The organism is uncultured Arcanobacterium sp., from assembly GCF_947253055.1.
Lineage (GTDB): Bacteria > Actinomycetota > Actinomycetes > Actinomycetales > Actinomycetaceae > Arcanobacterium_A.
In genome coordinates, this window is the sequence record NZ_CAMXYE010000007.1 from 1 (window position 1) to 18,308 (window position 18,308).

General features: G+C 51.6%; 15 protein-coding genes. 12 read left to right on the forward strand and 3 right to left on the reverse strand.

Translation table 11 applies throughout. The features are described from left to right. Positions 1-30: 30 nt before the first annotated feature. The 4 genes from Q0X35_RS00995 (at position 31) to clpX (ending at position 3,793) form a co-directional block, all read left to right on the forward strand. The gene (locus tag Q0X35_RS00995; RefSeq protein WP_297564517.1) at positions 31-759 is read left to right on the forward strand and encodes a hypothetical protein; all 729 of its coding nucleotides are present in this window, start codon (positions 31-33) and stop codon (positions 757-759) included. A 180-nt stretch (positions 760-939) separates the two neighbouring features. Further along, positions 940-1,575 carry an ATP-dependent Clp protease proteolytic subunit gene (locus tag Q0X35_RS01000; protein ID WP_297564519.1) on the forward strand — a complete coding sequence of 212 codons (636 nt, stop codon included), beginning with the start codon at positions 940-942 and terminating at the stop codon, positions 1,573-1,575. 19 nt (positions 1,576-1,594) lie between these two features. Next, entirely contained in the window at positions 1,595-2,266 is a 672-nt protein-coding gene (locus tag Q0X35_RS01005; protein ID WP_297564521.1) for an ATP-dependent Clp protease proteolytic subunit, read from the forward strand. A 177-nt stretch (positions 2,267-2,443) separates the two neighbouring features. Beyond that, positions 2,444-3,793 carry an ATP-dependent Clp protease ATP-binding subunit ClpX gene (gene clpX, locus Q0X35_RS01010; protein WP_297564523.1) on the forward strand — a complete coding sequence of 450 codons (1,350 nt, stop codon included), beginning with the start codon at positions 2,444-2,446 and terminating at the stop codon, positions 3,791-3,793. Between the two features lie 80 nt (positions 3,794-3,873). Here the strand turns inward: clpX and Q0X35_RS01015 are convergent, their stop codons facing one another. Together Q0X35_RS01015 and valS are read right to left on the reverse strand one after the other, a co-directional pair. Continuing rightward, the gene (locus Q0X35_RS01015) at positions 3,874-5,721 is read right to left on the reverse strand and encodes a long-chain fatty acid--CoA ligase (protein WP_297564525.1); all 1,848 of its coding nucleotides are present in this window, start codon (positions 5,719-5,721) and stop codon (positions 3,874-3,876) included. Positions 5,722-5,753: 32 nt separating this feature from the next. Next, on the reverse strand, positions 5,754-8,417 hold the full coding sequence (valS, locus tag Q0X35_RS01020; protein ID WP_297564526.1) for a valine--tRNA ligase: 2,664 nt from the start codon (positions 8,415-8,417) through the stop codon (positions 5,754-5,756). Positions 8,418-8,669: 252 nt separating this feature from the next. Here valS and Q0X35_RS01025 point away from each other — a divergent pair, with 252 nt between their 5' ends. The 7 genes from Q0X35_RS01025 (at position 8,670) to ptsP (ending at position 15,832) form a co-directional block, all read left to right on the forward strand. Continuing rightward, on the forward strand, positions 8,670-9,419 hold the full coding sequence (locus tag Q0X35_RS01025; RefSeq protein ID WP_297564528.1) for a hypothetical protein: 750 nt from the start codon (positions 8,670-8,672) through the stop codon (positions 9,417-9,419). 6 nt (positions 9,420-9,425) lie between these two features. After that, a complete protein-coding gene (locus Q0X35_RS01030) occupies positions 9,426-10,712 on the forward strand; it encodes an aminotransferase class III-fold pyridoxal phosphate-dependent enzyme (RefSeq protein WP_297564530.1) in 1,287 nt (428 codons plus the stop codon). Next, complete coding sequence (locus Q0X35_RS01035; protein ID WP_297564532.1) at positions 10,713-11,576, forward strand: transketolase; 864 nt, start codon at positions 10,713-10,715, stop codon at positions 11,574-11,576. It begins immediately after the preceding gene. 2 nt (positions 11,577-11,578) lie between these two features. Beyond that, positions 11,579-12,589, forward strand: coding sequence for a transketolase family protein (locus Q0X35_RS01040; RefSeq protein ID WP_073996131.1), 1,011 nt, complete (start codon positions 11,579-11,581; stop codon positions 12,587-12,589). A 2-nt stretch (positions 12,590-12,591) separates the two neighbouring features. Then, the gene (locus Q0X35_RS01045) at positions 12,592-13,437 is read left to right on the forward strand and encodes a hypothetical protein (protein ID WP_297564534.1); all 846 of its coding nucleotides are present in this window, start codon (positions 12,592-12,594) and stop codon (positions 13,435-13,437) included. A 1-nt stretch (position 13,438) separates the two neighbouring features. Further along, on the forward strand, positions 13,439-13,993 hold the full coding sequence (locus tag Q0X35_RS01050; RefSeq protein WP_297564536.1) for a VOC family protein: 555 nt from the start codon (positions 13,439-13,441) through the stop codon (positions 13,991-13,993). 186 nt (positions 13,994-14,179) lie between these two features. Continuing rightward, positions 14,180-15,832 (forward strand): phosphoenolpyruvate--protein phosphotransferase, encoded by a 1,653-nt coding sequence (ptsP, locus tag Q0X35_RS01055; protein WP_297564537.1) that lies wholly within the window; start codon positions 14,180-14,182, stop codon positions 15,830-15,832. Between the two features lie 214 nt (positions 15,833-16,046). On the opposite strand, the gene ald is transcribed toward ptsP, so the two are convergent. After that, the gene (ald, locus tag Q0X35_RS01060; RefSeq protein ID WP_297564539.1) at positions 16,047-17,195 is read right to left on the reverse strand and encodes an alanine dehydrogenase; all 1,149 of its coding nucleotides are present in this window, start codon (positions 17,193-17,195) and stop codon (positions 16,047-16,049) included. Positions 17,196-17,484: 289 nt separating this feature from the next. Between ald and Q0X35_RS01065 the strand changes: the two genes are divergently transcribed. After that, positions 17,485-18,228 (forward strand): SDR family NAD(P)-dependent oxidoreductase, encoded by a 744-nt coding sequence (locus Q0X35_RS01065; protein ID WP_297564541.1) that lies wholly within the window; start codon positions 17,485-17,487, stop codon positions 18,226-18,228. The last annotated feature ends 80 nt before the right edge of the window (positions 18,229-18,308 follow it).

Genomic DNA, 18,308 nt, shown 5'->3' on the forward strand with positions numbered 1-18,308 from the left:
GATTAGAATAACGGTCTCGTGGGCTCGGAGATGTGTATAAGAGACAGGCTTAATCATCAGCTGCAAAACGAAGGCAAAGAGGAAGACGCAGAGCGGAAAGCCGAGCTGCTGCCAGAAATTGAGAAGCAGCTGCGCCTGCAGTTACTCCTCGATGAATACGCCATCGGTTTCGATATCACGGTAGAGCAGAATGAGCTGCTGAACTTCTTAGTGCAGCAAGCCCAAATGTATGGAATGGATCCGAACCAGTTCATCCAAGCTGCTGCTCAGTCGAATCAGATTAACGCTTTTGCCGGAGAAATGGCACGCAATAAGGCCATCATCTCTGCCCTGCGTTTGGCGCAGGTGGTAGATGAATCCGGTGCGGCCGTGGATCTGGATGAAGTATTCGGCGAAGCTCCGGAAGCTGAGAAATTGCCGGAATTCAATAAGAAACCGAGCCGGAAGATTACTCCGGCCAAGGATACGGCGAAGAAGCCAGCCGCTGAGAAGGCTGACGCCAAGAAGGCTGACGCCAAGAAGGCTGCTGCCAAGAAGCCGGCGGCGAAGAAAGCTCCGGCAAAAGAAAAGGCCAGTGCTGATAAAGCCAAGGCGCCGAAGAAAGCAGCTAAGCAGCCGGCCCAGCAAGCAGCTGTGGAGGCTCCGGCCAAGTCCGCTTTGAAAGCCGACTGGATTGCTTATCGAGTAGCCAAGGGTGATCTTGGCGAAGCGGAAGCGAAGAAACTCACCAAAGAGCAGCTAATCAATTTCGGCGCATAATTAAAAGCCGCGGGATTGCTGCGCGGGCGGCGCTCAGCGCCGCCCGCGCAGTTCTCTTTATAGAGCCGCCCTGCGCCCTCAGCGAAAGCGCGGGTGGTAAATTCCCAAAGCGGCGGGAAGCGATTAGTCTTATATACAGATAGGCGGCGGTAATACCCGCCGGAAATATAAGGAGGAGATATGCAGGCGGGAGTAATATCCGGCGAAGAGCAGAAGCCCGGATTTGGCTTAGGGGATTCCATCTACAACCGGCTTCTAAAGGAACGCATTATCTGGTTGGGAGATCAGGTGCGCGATGATAACGCAAATATTATCTGTGCGCAGCTGCTGCTATTAGCCGCTGAAGATCCTGATAAAGATATCTATCTCTACATTAATTCTCCGGGCGGATCGGTGACTGCCGGTATGGCTATCTTTGACACCATGGAATACATAAAACCCGATGTGGCCACGGTAGGCATGGGATTAGCCGCTTCGATGGGGCAATTCCTCCTCTCTGCGGGCACCAAAGGTAAGCGCTATATTACGCCGCACACCCGCGTCTTAATGCATCAGCCGCTCGGCGGGGCAGGTGGCACTGCCACTGATATTCGGATTAACGCCGATTTAATTCTGCAGATGAAGCAAGAGCTCTCGGAATTAAATGCCGCTCATACGGGCAAGACGGTGGAGCAAATCATTGCGGATTCGGATCGTGATCACTGGTTCACCGCCCAAGAAGCCGTGGAGTATGGATTCGCCGACCACATTATTGAAAAATCTTCTTCCGTGATCGGGGGCGGGGGAGTAAACCGCACTTCGGACACAGCTGAATAAGACGAGGAGAAAATTTAGGATGGCACAGCATTTTTCCAATCAGAATCGCTCGCTCCCGGGAGGAGGCGCAGCTAATCTGCCTACTAATCGCTACATTCTCCCCAACTTCGAGGAGCGTACCCCCTACGGCTACAAGCGCCAAGATCCTTACGCTAAACTCTTCGAAGATCGGATAGTTTTTCTCGGCGTGCAAGTAGATGACGCTTCCGCTGACGACGTAATGGCGCAGCTACTGGTACTAGAATCTCTAGATCCGGAATCTCCTATTACGATGTACATCAACTCTCCGGGTGGTTCTTTCACTGCTCTTACGGCTATCTACGACACCATGCAGTACGTGAAGCCGCCTATCCAGACCGTCTGCCTTGGGCAGGCCGCCTCGGCTGCAGCGGTACTTCTTGCCGCCGGTGCCCCCGGCCGCCGTCTCGCCCTTCCAAATGCGCGAATTCTTATTCACGAGCCGGCTATGGAAGGTGTGCAAGGCCAAGCCTCCGATATTGCTATCGTGGCAGATGAAATCGACCGCATGAATCAGTGGCTTATCGATACGCTGGCTTATCACTCCAATACGTCGGCGGAGCAGATTAAGCAGGATATCAAGCGCGATAAGATTCTCACTGCCGAAGCTGCGAAAGAATACGGCTTGGTAGATCAGGTGCTCGGTTCCCGCAAAGCTGAGATTGCCTCTTAGGGGCGGCTCTAGAGGTGGCGCGCTAAATTTTAGCTGCGCGACTTTTAGAATAATTAACCGCGTGCTTCGCTAGTGAAAAAGTAAATAAGTATAGACTAGGAGCAGATTTCCCGGGCGGCTTCCGCTCTGCCGGCCAGCCCGCGGGAGAGAAAGTACCTAGGATGAGAAAGGGAGATAATGGTGCCGACCGCTGACGCTGCCGATATTTTGAAGTGCTCTTTTTGCCAGAAGAGCCAGCGGCAGGTGCGGAAACTCATCACTGGCTCGGGAGTCTATATCTGTAACGAGTGCATAGAGCTCTGCAATGAAATAATTGCCGAAGAGCTCGGCAATGACAGCGCCGAAGCAGAAGCAGAACGCGAGCTCCCCACTCCGCAGGAAATCTGCGATTTCTTAGATGAATACGTGGTCGGGCAAGAGGCGGCGAAGCGTACCTTAGCTGTGGCGGTATATAACCACTACAAGCGGATTCGCGCCCAGAAAACAAACCCCAATTCCGAGCGAATCACTTTTAGCTCCAGTGCCTCGCCCGCGGAAGAAGAAAACGAAACGGTGGAAATCGGAAAATCGAATATTCTACTGCTCGGCCCCACCGGCACTGGGAAAACCTACCTGGCGCAGTCCTTAGCAAGAATTTTAGATGTACCTTTCGCTATTGCCGATGCTACCTCCCTTACCGAAGCGGGTTACGTGGGCGAAGATGTAGAAAACATCTTACTCAAGCTGATTCAAGCTGCTGATGACGATGTGGAGCGAGCCGAAAAAGGCATTATTTATATCGACGAGATAGATAAAATTTCGCGGAAATCAGAGAACCCCTCTATTACGCGCGACGTCTCCGGAGAAGGAGTGCAGCAAGCCCTCTTGAAGATTATCGAAGGTACGGTGGCTTCGGTGCCGCCTACCGGTGGGCGCAAACATCCGCAGCAAGATTTTATTCAAATAGATACCTCGAATGTGCTCTTTATTTTAGCGGGTGCTTTCGCCGGGATGGAAGAAATAATTTCACATCGCGCTGGGCGGCGGGGAATCGGGTTCGGATCGCAGCTCCATGAGGCCGATAAGATGGACGACGTCTTGGCCGAAGTGACCCCAGATGATCTGCATAAATTTGGGCTTATTCCCGAATTAGTAGGGCGCGTGCCGATTATCGCTACCGTAAATAAGCTCCAAGAAGCAGATCTCGTAGAAATTCTGGTGCGCCCGCGCAATGCTCTCATTAAACAATATCAACGGATGTTTGAACTAGACGGCGTGCAGCTGGAGTTTACCGCCGGCGCTTTAGAAAAAATAGCGCAAGAAGCCATTGCGCGAGGTACCGGCGCGCGCGGATTGCGCTCTATTCTCGAGAAACTACTCGGGAAGCTGATGTTTGAAATTCCTTCGCGCCACGACATCACCAAAGTGGTAATCACCAGCAAGGTAGCCGCGGGAGAAGCGGAGCCCACTTTAGTGCTCACTTCTGCGAAGAAAGCCACCGGCGCCTCTACCAAGAAAGCAGTCGGCCAGCAGGCGGCAAAAAATTAAGCGGCCGTAATCAATTCGATAGCGCGCAACTTTAGAATCAGCGCAAAGGCTCCTAAGCACTAAAGCCCTAAAGCGCTCAATTAAATATGCGATAGCTTATCGGCGTAAATCTTTTCAATCAAAGGCGCAAAATCTTTCAGCACTTCCGCTCTCCGCACCTTTAAAGAAGGCGAGAGGTAGCCGTTATCTACCGTGAAATCGAGCGGTAATATCTCGAATTTACGGATAGATTCTGCGCGCGATACATTCTTATTTGTATATTTAACGGCGCGATCAATCGCGGCAATAATCTGCGGATCCTTTACCGCACTGGCGAGCGACATCGGCTCAATCCCATGGTTATTTAGCCACTGGGGGAGCGCATCAGCATCGAGAGTGACGAGCGCGGAAATAAATGGCTTTTTATCTCCCACCACTACTACCTGCGAAATAAGTGAATGCCCGCGTAGGGAATCCTCGAGCGGAGCCGGAGCTACATTCTTTCCACCCGCCGTCACAATTAATTCTTTTTTCCGCCCGGTGATCCACAAGAAATCATCGGCGTCGATGCGCCCCATATCGCCGGTGCGCAGCCAGCCATCTTCCGTAAAAGCAGCAGCAGTTTCTTTCGTATCTCCAAAATAGCCCCGGAATACGTGATCGCCCTTCACCAGTATTTCTCCGTCTTCTGCGGTTTTTACATAACAGCCAGGGTAGGCGGTACCCACCGAACCGATGCGAATTTTATTGGGTCGATTCACAGTGGTGGGAGCAGAAGTCTCCGTCATGCCATAGCCTTCAAATACGGTGATTCCCGCCCCGCGGAAGAAATGCCCCAAGCGCTCACCGAGCGGAGCTCCACCAGAAATTGCGTACTTCAGCCGGCCGCCCGTAATATCGCGAATCTTCGAATATACGAGCTTATCTCCGAGCCGGCGCTGTGCCTTCAACTTCGCAGAAGGGCCCTCTTCCGTATCCAAAGCCCGCGAATACTCTATAGCTACCTTGGTGAATTTCCGGAAAGCCCGCAGTTTCAATCCGGAACCAGCAGTGGCTTCCGCGGCGTTATACATCTTTTCAAATACGCGCGGCACTGCCAGAATAAAGGACGGCCGGAAAGACTGCATATCAGATACGAGATTATGGGTATTGGGAGAGTACCCCACCACCGTGCCGGCATAGAACATAGCCACATTAATGAAGCGGGCAAATACATGCGCCATAGGTAAGAAGATAAGAGTGCGCGAAGTTTTCCCCATCGCCAGCACCTTCATCAGGTCTTCATTTAAGACGCCGTTCATCGCCACGTGCAGCACATTCCGGTGCGTGAGCTCCACACCTTTCGGTTTTCCAGTAGTGCCGGAGGTATAGATAATAGTCCAAATATCATCGGCCTTTTGGTTGCTTATCAGCGTATCAATCTGCGCCTCATCCTCACCAAAGCCAAGCTCCGCTAGCTGCGCTTGCGCACCGTCACTCATCACCCAAATTTTCTTGAAATGGCGGTGCTTCTTCAAAAGCGGCTGCAGCACATTCCGCAAAGTGTGGTTATCTACAAAGGCTGCCACTATCTTCGCATCTGTGACTATCCAGTCGGCTTGCTCCGTAGAAGAAGTTTCGTAAATAGGGATGCCGCGCGCGCCGGCAAACTGGAGCGCGTAGTCGAAGAGTACCCACTCATAGGAGGTGCTCCCCATAATCGCCACATTATCTCCCGGTTTAATCCCCCAAGCAATCAGCCCCAGAGCCACCTGCTTGATTTCCCGGATAAACTGCTTGTAGGTCATAGGCAACCATTGGTTCGAGAAGCTAGATTTCCGCTCTAGAACCACTTTTTTTGGGGTGGCCTCACCTGCTCGGCGCAGCATCTCCGGCACCGAAAGCATATCGTCTATCTGAATTTTTCCGGGGGTAAAAGATATTCCATCTTCTTCTAAGAATTCGCTCATAAATTTCGTTTATTTCTGCTCGATAAGTAGGGTTATTTCTGCTCAATAAGCAGAGTGAAATCAGTTACGGAGTAATCTTCTGCAGTTGCCGCTGCTTGCAGCACGCATTCGCCTTCTATATGGGCGGCAGCCCGCAAATCATCTTGTGCAGCGGCCACTTTTTCTTCTGCCGCGGTTGGCATTAGCAAAGTGACTTCTGCATAGGTGGTGCGCTGGCTGACTTTCTGCTCCGTCTTTACCTTCCGCAAGGCATGCAAAGCTTCTGCCGTAGCTTCCAGCACGCTGCCATCGGCATCGCCAATAGCGGAAGACAGCATCTGCGCATCTGGCCATTCGGCTCGATGTACGCTGCCACTGCGGTACCACGACCATATTTCTTCCGCTGCATAGGGAAGATACGGGGCAAAGAGCCGCACAAATATATCGACAGCGATATTCAGGGTAGTACGGGCAGAAATAATTTCCGCCGTTTTCCCTGCTTCCGAATAGGCGCCGTCTCGGTCTTGGGCGCGCGCCTTCACCAGCTCCAGATAGTCATCGCAGAAACTCCAGAAGCAGCTCTCGGCTTCTTCTAAAGCGTAGGTATGCTGATAATCCTCTAGCGCGGTAGTAGCTTCTTTCACCACTTCCGCCAACTTAGCTAGCAAAGCGCGATCGAGTGGCTCGGTGACGGCCGCCAAATCGAGGCTTACGGGTGCACCTTCGCTCATCTGGAATGCAAACTTAGCCGCATTCAAGAGTTTCATCGCTAAGCGCCGTCCAATCTTCATCTGCTTTTCATCGAAGGCAGTATCCGTGCCTAGACGCGCGGAGGAGGCCCAATAGCGCACTGCATCTGAGCCGTGCTTTTCTAGCAGCCCCATCGGCGTGACTACATTGCCTTTCGACTTCGACATCTTTTTCCGATCTGGATCGAGAATCCAGCCCGAAATAGCGGCATTCTTCCACGGAATATCGTGGAATTCGAGGTGGGAGCGCACCATCGTGGAAAACAGCCAGGTGCGGATAATATCTTGCCCCTGTGGACGCACATCCATCGGATAAACCTTGGCAAATAAATCGGCGTCATTAATCCATCCACCCGCAATTTGCGGAGTGAGAGAAGAAATCGCCCACGTATCCATAATATCGACTTCCGGAGCGAAACCGCCGGCTTGGCCGCGCTGCTCAGGAGTATATCCAGGCGGGCAGTCCGAGCTCGGATCCACGGGAAGTTGATCTTCGTGCGGAGTGATAACCGCGGAATAGTCAATCTGCCCATTCTCATCTATGCGATACCAAAGCGGCAGTGGTACGCCGAAGAAGCGTTGGCGAGAAATCAACCAGTCGGTGCTGAGTCCCTCCACCCAATTGTTGTAGCGTACGCGCATGAAATCTGGATGGAAATCCAGCTCTTTACCGCAGTCGAGCAGGTTCTCGCGGAGAGTTTGCCCATTTTCTTCGCGGTACTCAGTGCCGCCGTTGCGAATATACCATTGGCGCGAGGGCACGATTTCGAGCGGCTTATCTCCTTTTTCAAAGAAAGCAGCTTTTCGATCAGTGGGGCGGACTTCGCCAATCATCTCGCCGCTTTCCTGGAGCTTCTCCACCAGAATCTTCCGCGCGGTGAAAGCGCTCTTGCCTGCCATTTCTTCGTAAACGGCGATTCCGTGCGGATCCGTAATCCATTTCGGGGTAGTGCGGTACAGCCGGCCGTCTTTTTCCAAAATAGAACGCATCGGCAAGGAGAGATCGCGCCACCACTCGATATCGGTGATATCGCCGAAAGTACAGCACATAGCAATTCCGGCGCCTTTATCTTTCTCCGCTTTGTGATGCGGCAGTACCGGAATCTCTACTCCGAAAATCGGCGAAGTGACGGTGGTGCCAAAAAGATGCTGGAAGCGTTCATCGCTCGGGTGGGCAATCAAAGCCACACAGGCCGGGAGTAATTCGGGGCGCGTAGTCTCGATTACTACATCTTCGCCATTTGGGCGGTGAAAAGCGAGGGCGTGGTAAGCGCCGGGATAGGAGCGATGCTCCACTTCTGCCTGCGCCACCGCGGTCTGGAAAGTAATATCCCACAGTCCCGGTGCTTGGGCTTGGTAGGCTTCGCCGCGCTCTAAATTGCGCAGGAAAGCACTCTGCGCGACTATCTGCGCCCGCTTCCCTATCGTTTGGTAATTCTGCTGCCAATCTACCGAAAGTCCGAGATATCGCCAGAGATTCTCAAACTGTTTTTCATCTTCGGCAGAAAGTTTCCAACAAAGTTCAATAAAGTTACGCCGAGAAATCGGTTTCTGATCGGCATAGCGAATAGATTTCCCCTCTCCGCCTTCGTACGGCGGCTGGAAATTTTCTTCATATGGAAGAGAAGGATCGCAGCGCACTCCGTAATAATTTTGTACGCGCCGCTCGGTAGGCAGGCCGTTATCGTCCCACCCCATCGGATAGAATACGTTTTTTCCGCGCATTCTCTGGAAGCGCGCAATGATATCGGTATGGGTATAGCTAAATACATGCCCTACGTGCAGCGAACCAGAGACGGTCGGGGGAGGAGTGTCAATAGAATAGACTTCCTCCCGAGTAGTTTGCCGGTCAAAGCGATAAGTGCCGGCCTCTTCCCACTCTTTACTCCAACGTTTTTCTAAGCCCTCCAGGGCAGCTTTTTCCGGAACCTCGGTGTGATCGAGCAATGCGGATTTCTTCTCATACATAGAACTATTCTTACACGAAAGCCCAGGATTTTGCTCCTACATTAATTATGCAGGTGGTCATATTATTTGTCCGTACATTCTTTTTAAAGAAATTACTTATTTCCAATTGAATGTGAGTTGAGTAATATGTAGACTGTTTATATCGAGAATAGAGTATCAGGTAAATTTCAAGTAATTTAGGTACACAAAACCGTTTAAATACTCGAAACTCCGGGTACTATTATTCTTAAGCTCAACGAGGAGGCGACCTAAATGGATAATGCAACATTAAGTCGAGTCAATCTGAATGGCGTATTTAAAGCGCTAGAAAAATTGGTTGAACTTGACGACAAAGCTGCAGCTCTCATCGCAAATGCCGATGAGATCATTCAGTTCACCAGTCCGAAGGTAACGATTCGGCTGGCTATTAAACACGGGACCATTACACACCACCGCGGTGCAGGTCCAAACACCATGAACTTAGCGTTCCCCACCCCCAAGATGGTGAACAAGATGTTCGACGGCACCGGTATGCCGATTCCGGTTAAAGGAATTACCAAGATTAAGTTCTTGACCGGAACCTTTACCGAACTGACCAATATTCTTACAGATTATTTGCGCCCCACTCCGGAAGCTCTCAAGGATGAGAATTTCCGGCGCATCAATACGATTTTGACGCTCTGTGTAGTGGCCAATTCTGCTAGCGAAATAGCTAATAGTGATGAGAAGGGTCAGCAGAGTGCACAAGGAATGCGGGACGGCGATCTGCAGCTGGCAGTAATAGACGGCCCAGCCTATATTCTCCGCATTAAGGATCACAAGCTCACCACCATTGAAGGAGTTACGAATACCCCGAGCTCTCGCATGATTTTCTCCAGCTTGGATGTGGTTGGTGGAGTACTGCGGGGAGAGATTGCTGCTTTCTCTGCCATCGGTTCGCAGGATATCCGCATTAGCGGTTACGTCCCGAATCTGGATAACTTTAATCGGCTTCTCGGTCTGGTATCTCAGTACCTCAGTTAGGAAAAGATGATGGAAACATACAAATACCCCAAGAGTCAAGAACTATTTCAGAAGAGTGCCAAGGTAGTACCGAGCGGTATTTACGGCCACCTCGGACCAGGCGAAGGCTGCTTCATGCCTATCGACGCTTATCCGCTTTATGCTGAGAAAGCTAAGGGATCCTATTTCTGGGATATTGACGGCAATAAGTTCATTGACTACATGTGCGCTTATGGTCCGAATGTCCTCGGCTACAACGATCCCGATGTGGATAACGCCTTCAAAGAGCAGTTGAAGAAGGGTAACTGCATTTCTCTCGCTTCGGCGCGTCTGCCTGAACTGGCAGAATTGCTGGTAGATACGATTGATTCAGCTGATTGGGCCTTCTTCGCGAAGAACGGTGGCGACGTAACTGCCATGGCCGCTCTGACGGCTAAGGCAGCGACCGGCCGGAGCAAGATGCTGATGTTGCACGGTGGCTACCACGGTGTAGCTCCTTGGATGCAGCAGATTGATTACTCTGGTATCGCCAAGGAAGACGTAGCCAACAATCTCTATGCAGATTTCGGCAATTTCTCCCAGATTAAGCGGATTGTCTACGAAAACAAGGGTCAGATTGCTGGCTTGATTTCGACTCCGTACCACCATCCTGCTTTGGCAGATAATATGCTGCCGCCGGAAGGCTACTGGCAGAAGGTACGCGATCTGTGTACGCAGGAAGGCATTGTACTAATCGTCGACGACGTACGCTGCGGATTCCGTTTGGATGTACACGGCTCTGATCATCGCTATGGATTCAATGCTGATTTGCTCACCTACTGTAAGGCACTGGCCAATGGTTACAATATCTCCGCTCTCGTAGGGCGCGAATCCCTGCAGGATGCCGCAGCTTCGGTATTCTACACTGGTTCCTACTGGCTCTCCGCGGCTCCGATGGCTGCCGCGATTGCTTGTATCACCAAGATGCGGGAGATGGATCTAGCGAAGGTCTGCTTGGAGAAAGGCAAGAAGATCACGGATGGCCTCGTAGAGGTAGCTGCCAATAACGGCTTCCACCTCAAGGTGTCCGGTGAGACTTCGATGTGGTTCATGCGCACCACCGGCTATGAGGATATTGAAGATCCGAATAATATGCTGCATCAAGCATTTATCGGCGAGTGCGTACGGCGCGGAGTATTCTTGGCCAACCACCACAACCTCTTCATCAATGCCTCTTTGACTGATAAAGACATTGAGCAGACCTTAGAAGTAGCTGATGAAGCTTATCGCGTAATTCGCAAGGACGTTAAGAATATTCTCGGAAAGGGATTTTAAATGAGTATCGATCCGAATACCTGGCGGCGTCTCGAAGATAAGGCTCACGAACTTCGAGGACTCACCCTAGATACCGTCTATTGGGCTGGCGGCGGGCACGTGGGTGGCTCGCTTTCTGCAATCGATGTGCTGACCGTACTTTACTACGATGTAATGAACTTCAGCGCGGATAAGCTCGACGATCCTGATCGTGATCGTTTCGTGCTTTCCAAAGGGCATATTGGTGTAGGTTATGCACCACTGCTAGCCGATTTGGGCTGCTTCCCCAAGGATTGGTTGAAGCGTTTCAATAAGACTGGTTCCCCCTTGGGTATTCACCCAGACGGTTCGAAAGTACCGGGCGTAGAAATCGCGACCGGCTCTCTCGGGCACGGCCTTTCGATTGCTGCTGGCATGGCAAACGCTTCGCGGCTTTCCGGGCGTAACTTCGACGTCTACTGCATGATGGGCGACGGCGAATGCGATGAGGGCTCTGTATGGGAGGCGGCTATGGCTGCTTCTCACTTCAAGCTCGATCGCCTTATCGGCATTGTCGACCGCAACAAGGCCATGATTGACGGCATGACGGAAGACGTCATGAGCCTGGAGCCTTTTGCAGATAAGTGGCGTGCCTTCGGTTGGGAAGTATTTGACATCGACGGATCTTCGATTCCGGAGATTTACGATGCTGTTTATGCGGCCCGCGAAGTAAAGGGCAAGCCGGCCATGATTATTGCCAATACGGTGAAAGGCGCTGGAATCGATACCATCGCCGGCGACTACAAGTGGCATTACGGCTCGTTCAGCGAAGACCAGGTCAAAGATGGGCATGAATCCCTCGAGCGCTACCATGCACAGCGCATAGCAAAGATTAAGGAGAGCTAAAGATGGCTGGAGGATTAACTTATACAATGCTTGACGCCGGCGATATGGCTACCGCTGAGGTATATGGCCGCACGCTGGTGGAGCTGGCTGGGGAGCATCCGGATATTGTCGGATTCTCTGGCGATTTGGCAAAATCCACGAAGATTGGTCTGTTGGCAGATGCCTATCCGGATCGTTTCTTCAACGTAGGTATTGCTGAGCAGAATATGTTTGGTATGGCTGCTGGTATGGCGAAGTGCGGATACACCCCCTTCGTCTCCACCTTCGCCGCATTCGCAACTATGCGTGCCTTGGAGCAGCTGCGTACCGATATTTGCTACGGCAATGCAAATGTGAAAGTAATTGCTACGCACTCCGGTCTTTCTTTCGGCAATGCTGGTTCCACCCATCAGAGCCCAGAAGATATCGCGATTCTGCGTTCCATTACTAACCTGGTCACCCTCTGCCCGGCAGACGGCCGTTCGACGGTGCAGGCAGTACTAGCTGCCTATGAGCATCAAGGTCCGGTCTATGTACGTGTAAACCGTGGCTATGATCAGAATGTATACACCGAAGAGATTCCGAACTATCGCATTGGCGGTTCTCACACAGTGCGGGAAGGCTCCGATTTGACGATTATGGCCACCGGCTCGGCAGTATGGCGGGCTATTCAGGCGGCAGATATGCTCAATAAGGAAGACGGCCTTTCCGTACGGGTAATCGACCTCTATTCGATTAAGCCTCTCGACGAAGAAGCTATTAAGAATGCAGTGGCCGAAACCCGCCGTGTAATTACGGTAGAAGATGCCAATATTGCTCACGGCCTCGGCTCGGCAGTCGCCGATGTTGCAGCCAGCACGGGCAAGGGCTTCGCCTTCCGCAAGCTCGGTGTTCCGGATACTTGGTCGATGATTGGCCAGCCGGAGGATCTCTACGCTCACTATGGTTATGATGAGAACGGTATCGTCGAATCCGCTCGGGAGCTGATGCGCATCGAGATTGAAGAGGACGACGACTGGGATGATGAGGTATAAGAATGAGCGATATACCTCTCGAGCAAGAAGTAAAGTACCAGACCCTCGTTTTTCTAAACGCGGTGGTGCCGACCTTAAAGCCGATAATCAATAACGTTCCGGCGCTGACGAAGGCTTTTAAGGGTCTGAACGGCGTGGTGCAGATTTCTGCACTGACCGGCGAAAAAGATGAATTCGGCGCTCCCGAGAAGGTAGCTACGCGGCTGGAGGTGAACGACGGAGAGGTCTCTATTCGCACCGGTGTGCATCCGGCGCCGAATGTGGAGCTACAATTCGCATCGCGCGAAGCTCTAAACGGATTTTTCCTCGGCACCATCAATCTGCAGACGCTGCCGAAGATGAAGGGAGTACTCTCTAATGTCCGGCTTTTCGTAGCCGCCTTGCGGTCGCTGCTCTACATGGCAGATCTGCTCGGTCAGACGGAAGCTCCCGAAGACCCCGATAAGGCAGCTCTGCTCACCAGATGCATGTTCTACCTGCTCACTAGTGGAATATCTCAGCTTAATAAAGCTAAGCATCCACTCTTTAGTGAATGGGCAAAGAACCAGCCTGATCGCGTCTACGAACTCAGCGTAATTGGCCGTGAAGAACTTAATGCGTATATTCGCGTTAAGGGCGGACGCACCAAGGCAGTAAGAGGGCCTTATACGCGTTCTAAGCCATTCTTCGCTCTCGCATTCGACTCGGTACCGAGCGCCTTAGGCACTCTACAGGGTACTGACGACATGATTGACGCTACTATTGCGCAAAGAATTGTTATGCAAGGAGCTCCGGAGTATGGAGCTGATTTGGGGGCTATGATGCTCGCAGTCGGTGACTATGCTCAGAAGCCAGTTGGAGGTGCCTAAAATGGGAATTCTCGATCCAGTAAAGAAGTTGTTCTGCGGCCCCCGTATCCATGGGGTTACCCATGCGGGAGTGACTGTAAGCAATTTTGAAGAAGCCATCAAATGGTATAGCTATATGTTTGATTGGCATCTGCTCAATGAGCTTACTGTAGAGCCGGAGAAAGCTGATACGCTGGTAGATCTTTACGGAGAAGAAGGGCTGACGATTCGGCTGGGCTTCCTAGGTACGCAGAGCACAAATGTACTAGAGATATTTGAGTTCTCGCCTAAGGCAGAGCCAGCTCCGAAGACGGTCTGGAATCGCCCCGGCTATACGCATATCGCTATTAGCGTGAGCAATGTGCCGGCATTAAAGAAGAAGCTAGAAGAGAAAGGCGCGGAGTTCGTTTCGGACGTGCAGTTTATGGGCGGTGCCCACTGGGCGTTTATGCGTGACCCCGATGGCAATCTCATCGAGCTGATCGATTATCACGCAAATCGGATTCCGATTGCCTTGGCCTCTAATCTGGTCGGGAAATTGCTGAAGAAGCTGCAATTCGGGTCCTACTATATCTAAAAATAGTTTCTGCCTAAGAGCAGAGATTTATAGATAGCATTGAGGCGGGGGCTGAGCTTAGTTGCTCAGCCCCCGCTGATGCTTTTTAACCCTTAGTAGCGCGCCGTAATCTCGTGGTAGAGAGTCATAATTCCTTAGTAGCGTGCCATAATCTCGTGGTAGAGTGCCAGTAATTGAGGAGGAAAAATGAGCGAGATTATACGGGGAATCGGGGCAGCTCCGGGAATCGGCTACGGACCGGCCTATTTACTTTTTCCACCTAGCGGACCAGATTTAGCGGAACCTGCCGGCACGCCGGCAGATTTAGAGAGAGTGCAGATAGCTTTTCGCGAAATATCGGCAGATTTTCAGCAGCGAGCAGCAGATATGACGGGCGCCCGGGCAGAAATTTTACATATGACAGCCGGTTTAGCTCGCGATAAGGGTCTGATTAACAACGTCTTGCAAAAAATTCAATCCGGAGTAGGAGCCACTGCCGCAGTGGGGCAAGCGACTGCAGAGTACATGCAGATGCTCAACTCTTTGGGTGGCTACATGGCGGAGCGAATCACCGATTTAGAATCAGTGCGAGATTGCGTAATAGCAAAATTGCGCAGGCTCCCGCTGCCCGGCCTACCGGAAATTACTACTCCGGGAATTCTAGTGGCCGCAGATTTAGCACCCGCCCAGGTAGCTGAGCTAGATACCGAAAAAGTTTTAGGTATTGTACTGGAGAAAAGTGGCGCCACTTCCCATACGGCAATTTTGGCAGAAAGTATGGGGATTCCTACCGTGGTGGCAGTGGCAGAAAGAGCAAAAATAAAAGCTGGCGATAATCTGCTGGTGTTGGGGCGGGAAGGGAAAATATATATCAATCCGCAATCGGGGGCGGTGCAGAAAACTTTAGACACCGCCGCGGCGCAGGAGAAAATTTTAACTTCGCTCCGCGGGCCGGGGCGCACTAAAGACGGCTGCCCGGTGCGCTTGCAGTTAAATATTGCTTCTGCGGCAGATGCGCAGCGGCTTGCGGCGGCCGATACCGAAGGAATTGGGCTGCTGCGCACGGAATTCATGTTTCTTTCGCGTCCGCAGGCTCCCTCTTACCGCGAACAGGTAGAGCAATTCCAAAAAATTTTTCACGCCTTTTCTTCCCGCCCGGTGACTGTGCGTACCCTAGATGTGGGAGCCGATAAACCCTTGCCCTTTTTAGAGCGCCCAGCAGAAGATAATCCGGCTCTCGGGCAAAGAGGCATTCGACTGAGCCAAGCAGCGCCCGAACTTCTCACGCAGCAGCTCCAGGCACTAGGAGCCGCCGCAAATGAGTTTACGCAAGTAATGGCTCCGCTAGTGAGCACAGTTGCGGAAGTGGAGTGGTTTATAGAGCAAGCGCGTGCCGCGGGTTTGCGCCGCGTAGGTATTATGGTGGAGACTCCGGCGGCGGCGCTAAATAGCTGCGCCTTGCTGGAGAATTTAGATTTCGTATCTATTGGTACCAATGATTTGACGCAATATGTGATGGCAGCTGACCGCCTGAATCCGCAGGTAAATGAGCTAAATAATCCTTGGCAGCCGCCGGTATTAGAATTAGTGGCGCGCACCTGCCAGGCGGGAGAAATTACCCAGACGGAAATTGGCGTCTGCGGAGAAGCGGCGGGAGATCCGCTACTAGCTTTAGTCTTAGTGGGGATGGGAGCGCGCGTGCTTTCGATGGCGGCGGCCAAAATACCGACGGTGCGCTTAGCCCTGGCGCAGCATACTCTCGCCGAGTGCCAAGAAATAGCGAAAGCGGCGCGGCAGGGAATTACGCCGGAGCAGGCTCGAGCAGCTGCGGCACAGGCGGCGAAAGAAATAATTTCCTAAAAATAATTTTCGAAAATCGCTGCAGGTGTGGGGGATAGGTGTGGATGGTATATATCCAAGGCGGTGGGCGTTATAAACCGGCGCGGCAGACGATAAAAGCGATATAAAACTATCGTAAAGCGGCATAAACCTGCAGAAAAACAGTATAAACCTATAGAAAAACGGTGGGAGGCTGATAGACAGCCTCCCACCGTGTGGATTCAGAAACTAAATTCTAGGCAAATAGCGAATCTGGATCGTTGTACTCAATCTCGAGGGCATCAGCTACGCCCTTGTTGTAGATCTTTCCAGCGTGGGTGGTGAGGCCCCGGCGCAAATCCTTGCGGCGGCGGCAGGCTTCCTCCCAGCCCAGATCAGCGATAGTCGTCATGTAGCGCAGCGTCGAATTAGTCAAGGCATAAGTCGAAGTATTCGGCATTACACCTGGCATATTCGCTACGCAGTAGAAGACCGAATTGTAGACCTTGAAGGTCGGGTCATCGTGCGTAGTCGGATGCGAATCTTCAAAGCAGCCGCCCTGATCGATAGCAATATCTACCAGTACCGAACCGGGCTTCATATCCTTAACCATTGCGTTGGTCACTAGATGCGGGGTGCGGGCACCCGGAATGAGTACCGAACCGATTACCACATCAGCGCTCTTCAAAGCCTCAGCTACTGCGAGCGGTACCGAGTAAGCGGTGTCAATTTCGTCGCGGTTTACATCTTCGATATAGGACATCCGGTCGATATTCACATCAAAAATCGTCACTAGTGCGCCCATGCCGGCCGCTGTCTTTGCCGCTTCGTATCCGGCGGTTCCGCCACCGAGTACTACTACCTTGGCCTTAGCTGTGCCGGTGGTACCACCCATAAGCAGGCCACGCCCGCCGTTAGTCGTCATGAGTAGGTTGGCGGCTACCTGTACGGAAAGCCGGCCGGCTACTTCAGACATGGGGGAGAGCAAGGGGAGCTTCCGGTCGTCGGTCTGAACGGTCTCATAAGCAATAGAAGTAATATTCTTCTCCAGTAGCTTTTCAGTCAAAGGCCGATCAGCAGCCAAGTGCAGATAGGTGAAGAGAATCTGATTATCCTTCATCAAATCGTACTCTGGCTCAATGGGCTCTTTTACCTTCATAATTAAATCAGCTGCATCCCATACTTCTTTAGCAGTATCGAGAATCTTTACTCCTACTGCGGTGTACTCCGCATCCGGAATAGCTGATCCTTCGCCGGCCGCCTTCTCCAAATATACGGTGTGCCCCTTTTCAATTAGAGCATGTGCACCTGCGGGAGTAAGAGCTACCCGGTACTCGTTATTCTTAATTTCTTTTGGAACGCCAATAATCACGTTTTCACTCCTTTGTAAAATAATTTCTGACACTATAAATATAATGCTTTATCTAGCATTTTGTAACCATTTTAAGAAACTACTACTTAAAGTTTTATAAAACTTTGCGTTCGGGAAACTTTGGAAGCTATTTTTTGCTGATTTTCTGCTGATTTTCTGCTTTTGCCACTTTTCAGTAAAATTATTAATAGAGACGAAATTGCTTAGGAAGTCGACGTTTAACTAATGAATACTCGGCGAGTAATCAACGCCTGCCCGGCGAATAAGAAAATGTGTAAGAAAATTAGTGAGTTAAAAAATTAACGAAGGTGAGGAAAATAAAATGACTAGACGCGTATTAGTCACAGGCGCTTCTTCTGGAATCGGAGCAGCTACCGTACGGGCGCTGTGTAAAGAAGGTTTACAAGTGATAGCCACCGCGCGGCGCGCAGAAAAATTAGCTGCGTTAGCTGCAGAAACGGGAGCGCAGCAGATAGCTGCCGATATTACGCAAGAAACTGGGCGGCAGCAAATAGTGGATTTCGTACACGCGCAAGGAAAACTCGATGTGCTAATTAACTGCGCCGGTGGCGCTCTGGGGCAAGATCCCGTAGCCGTAGGCGATCCGGAAGAGTGGCGGGCTATGTATGAGCTGAATGTGATTGCACCGCTGCGGATGACCCAAGCCTTTTTACCGGAACTGCGCGCCCATGGAGGAGATATAGTGTTTATTTCTTCCACCGCTGGGCATGCTACTTATCCAGGAGGGGCAGGCTACGTGGCGGCGAAACACGCCGAGCGGCAAATCCCGGCTACTTTACGTCTAGAGCTAGTAGGAGAGCCGGTGCGCATTATCGATATTGCTCCGGGAATGGTGAAGACGGAAGAATTTTCGTTGCGGCGATTCCATGGCGATAAAGAAAAAGCTGCGCAGGTGTATGCCGGAGTTGAGAAGCCGCTAACTGCCGAAGATATTGCGGAAACTATTCGCTGGGCAGTCACGCTGCCGGCACATGTAAATATCGATACGCTCGTGGTGCGCCCCGTCGCCCAAGCCTCTAATCTGCTGGTGGCGCGGAAGAACTGAGAAAATTTCTGCTGCCGCCAACTAGGGAAAATCAAAAAATAAATGGGTAAAATACCACAGTTCCCTAATTGGCGGGAGCA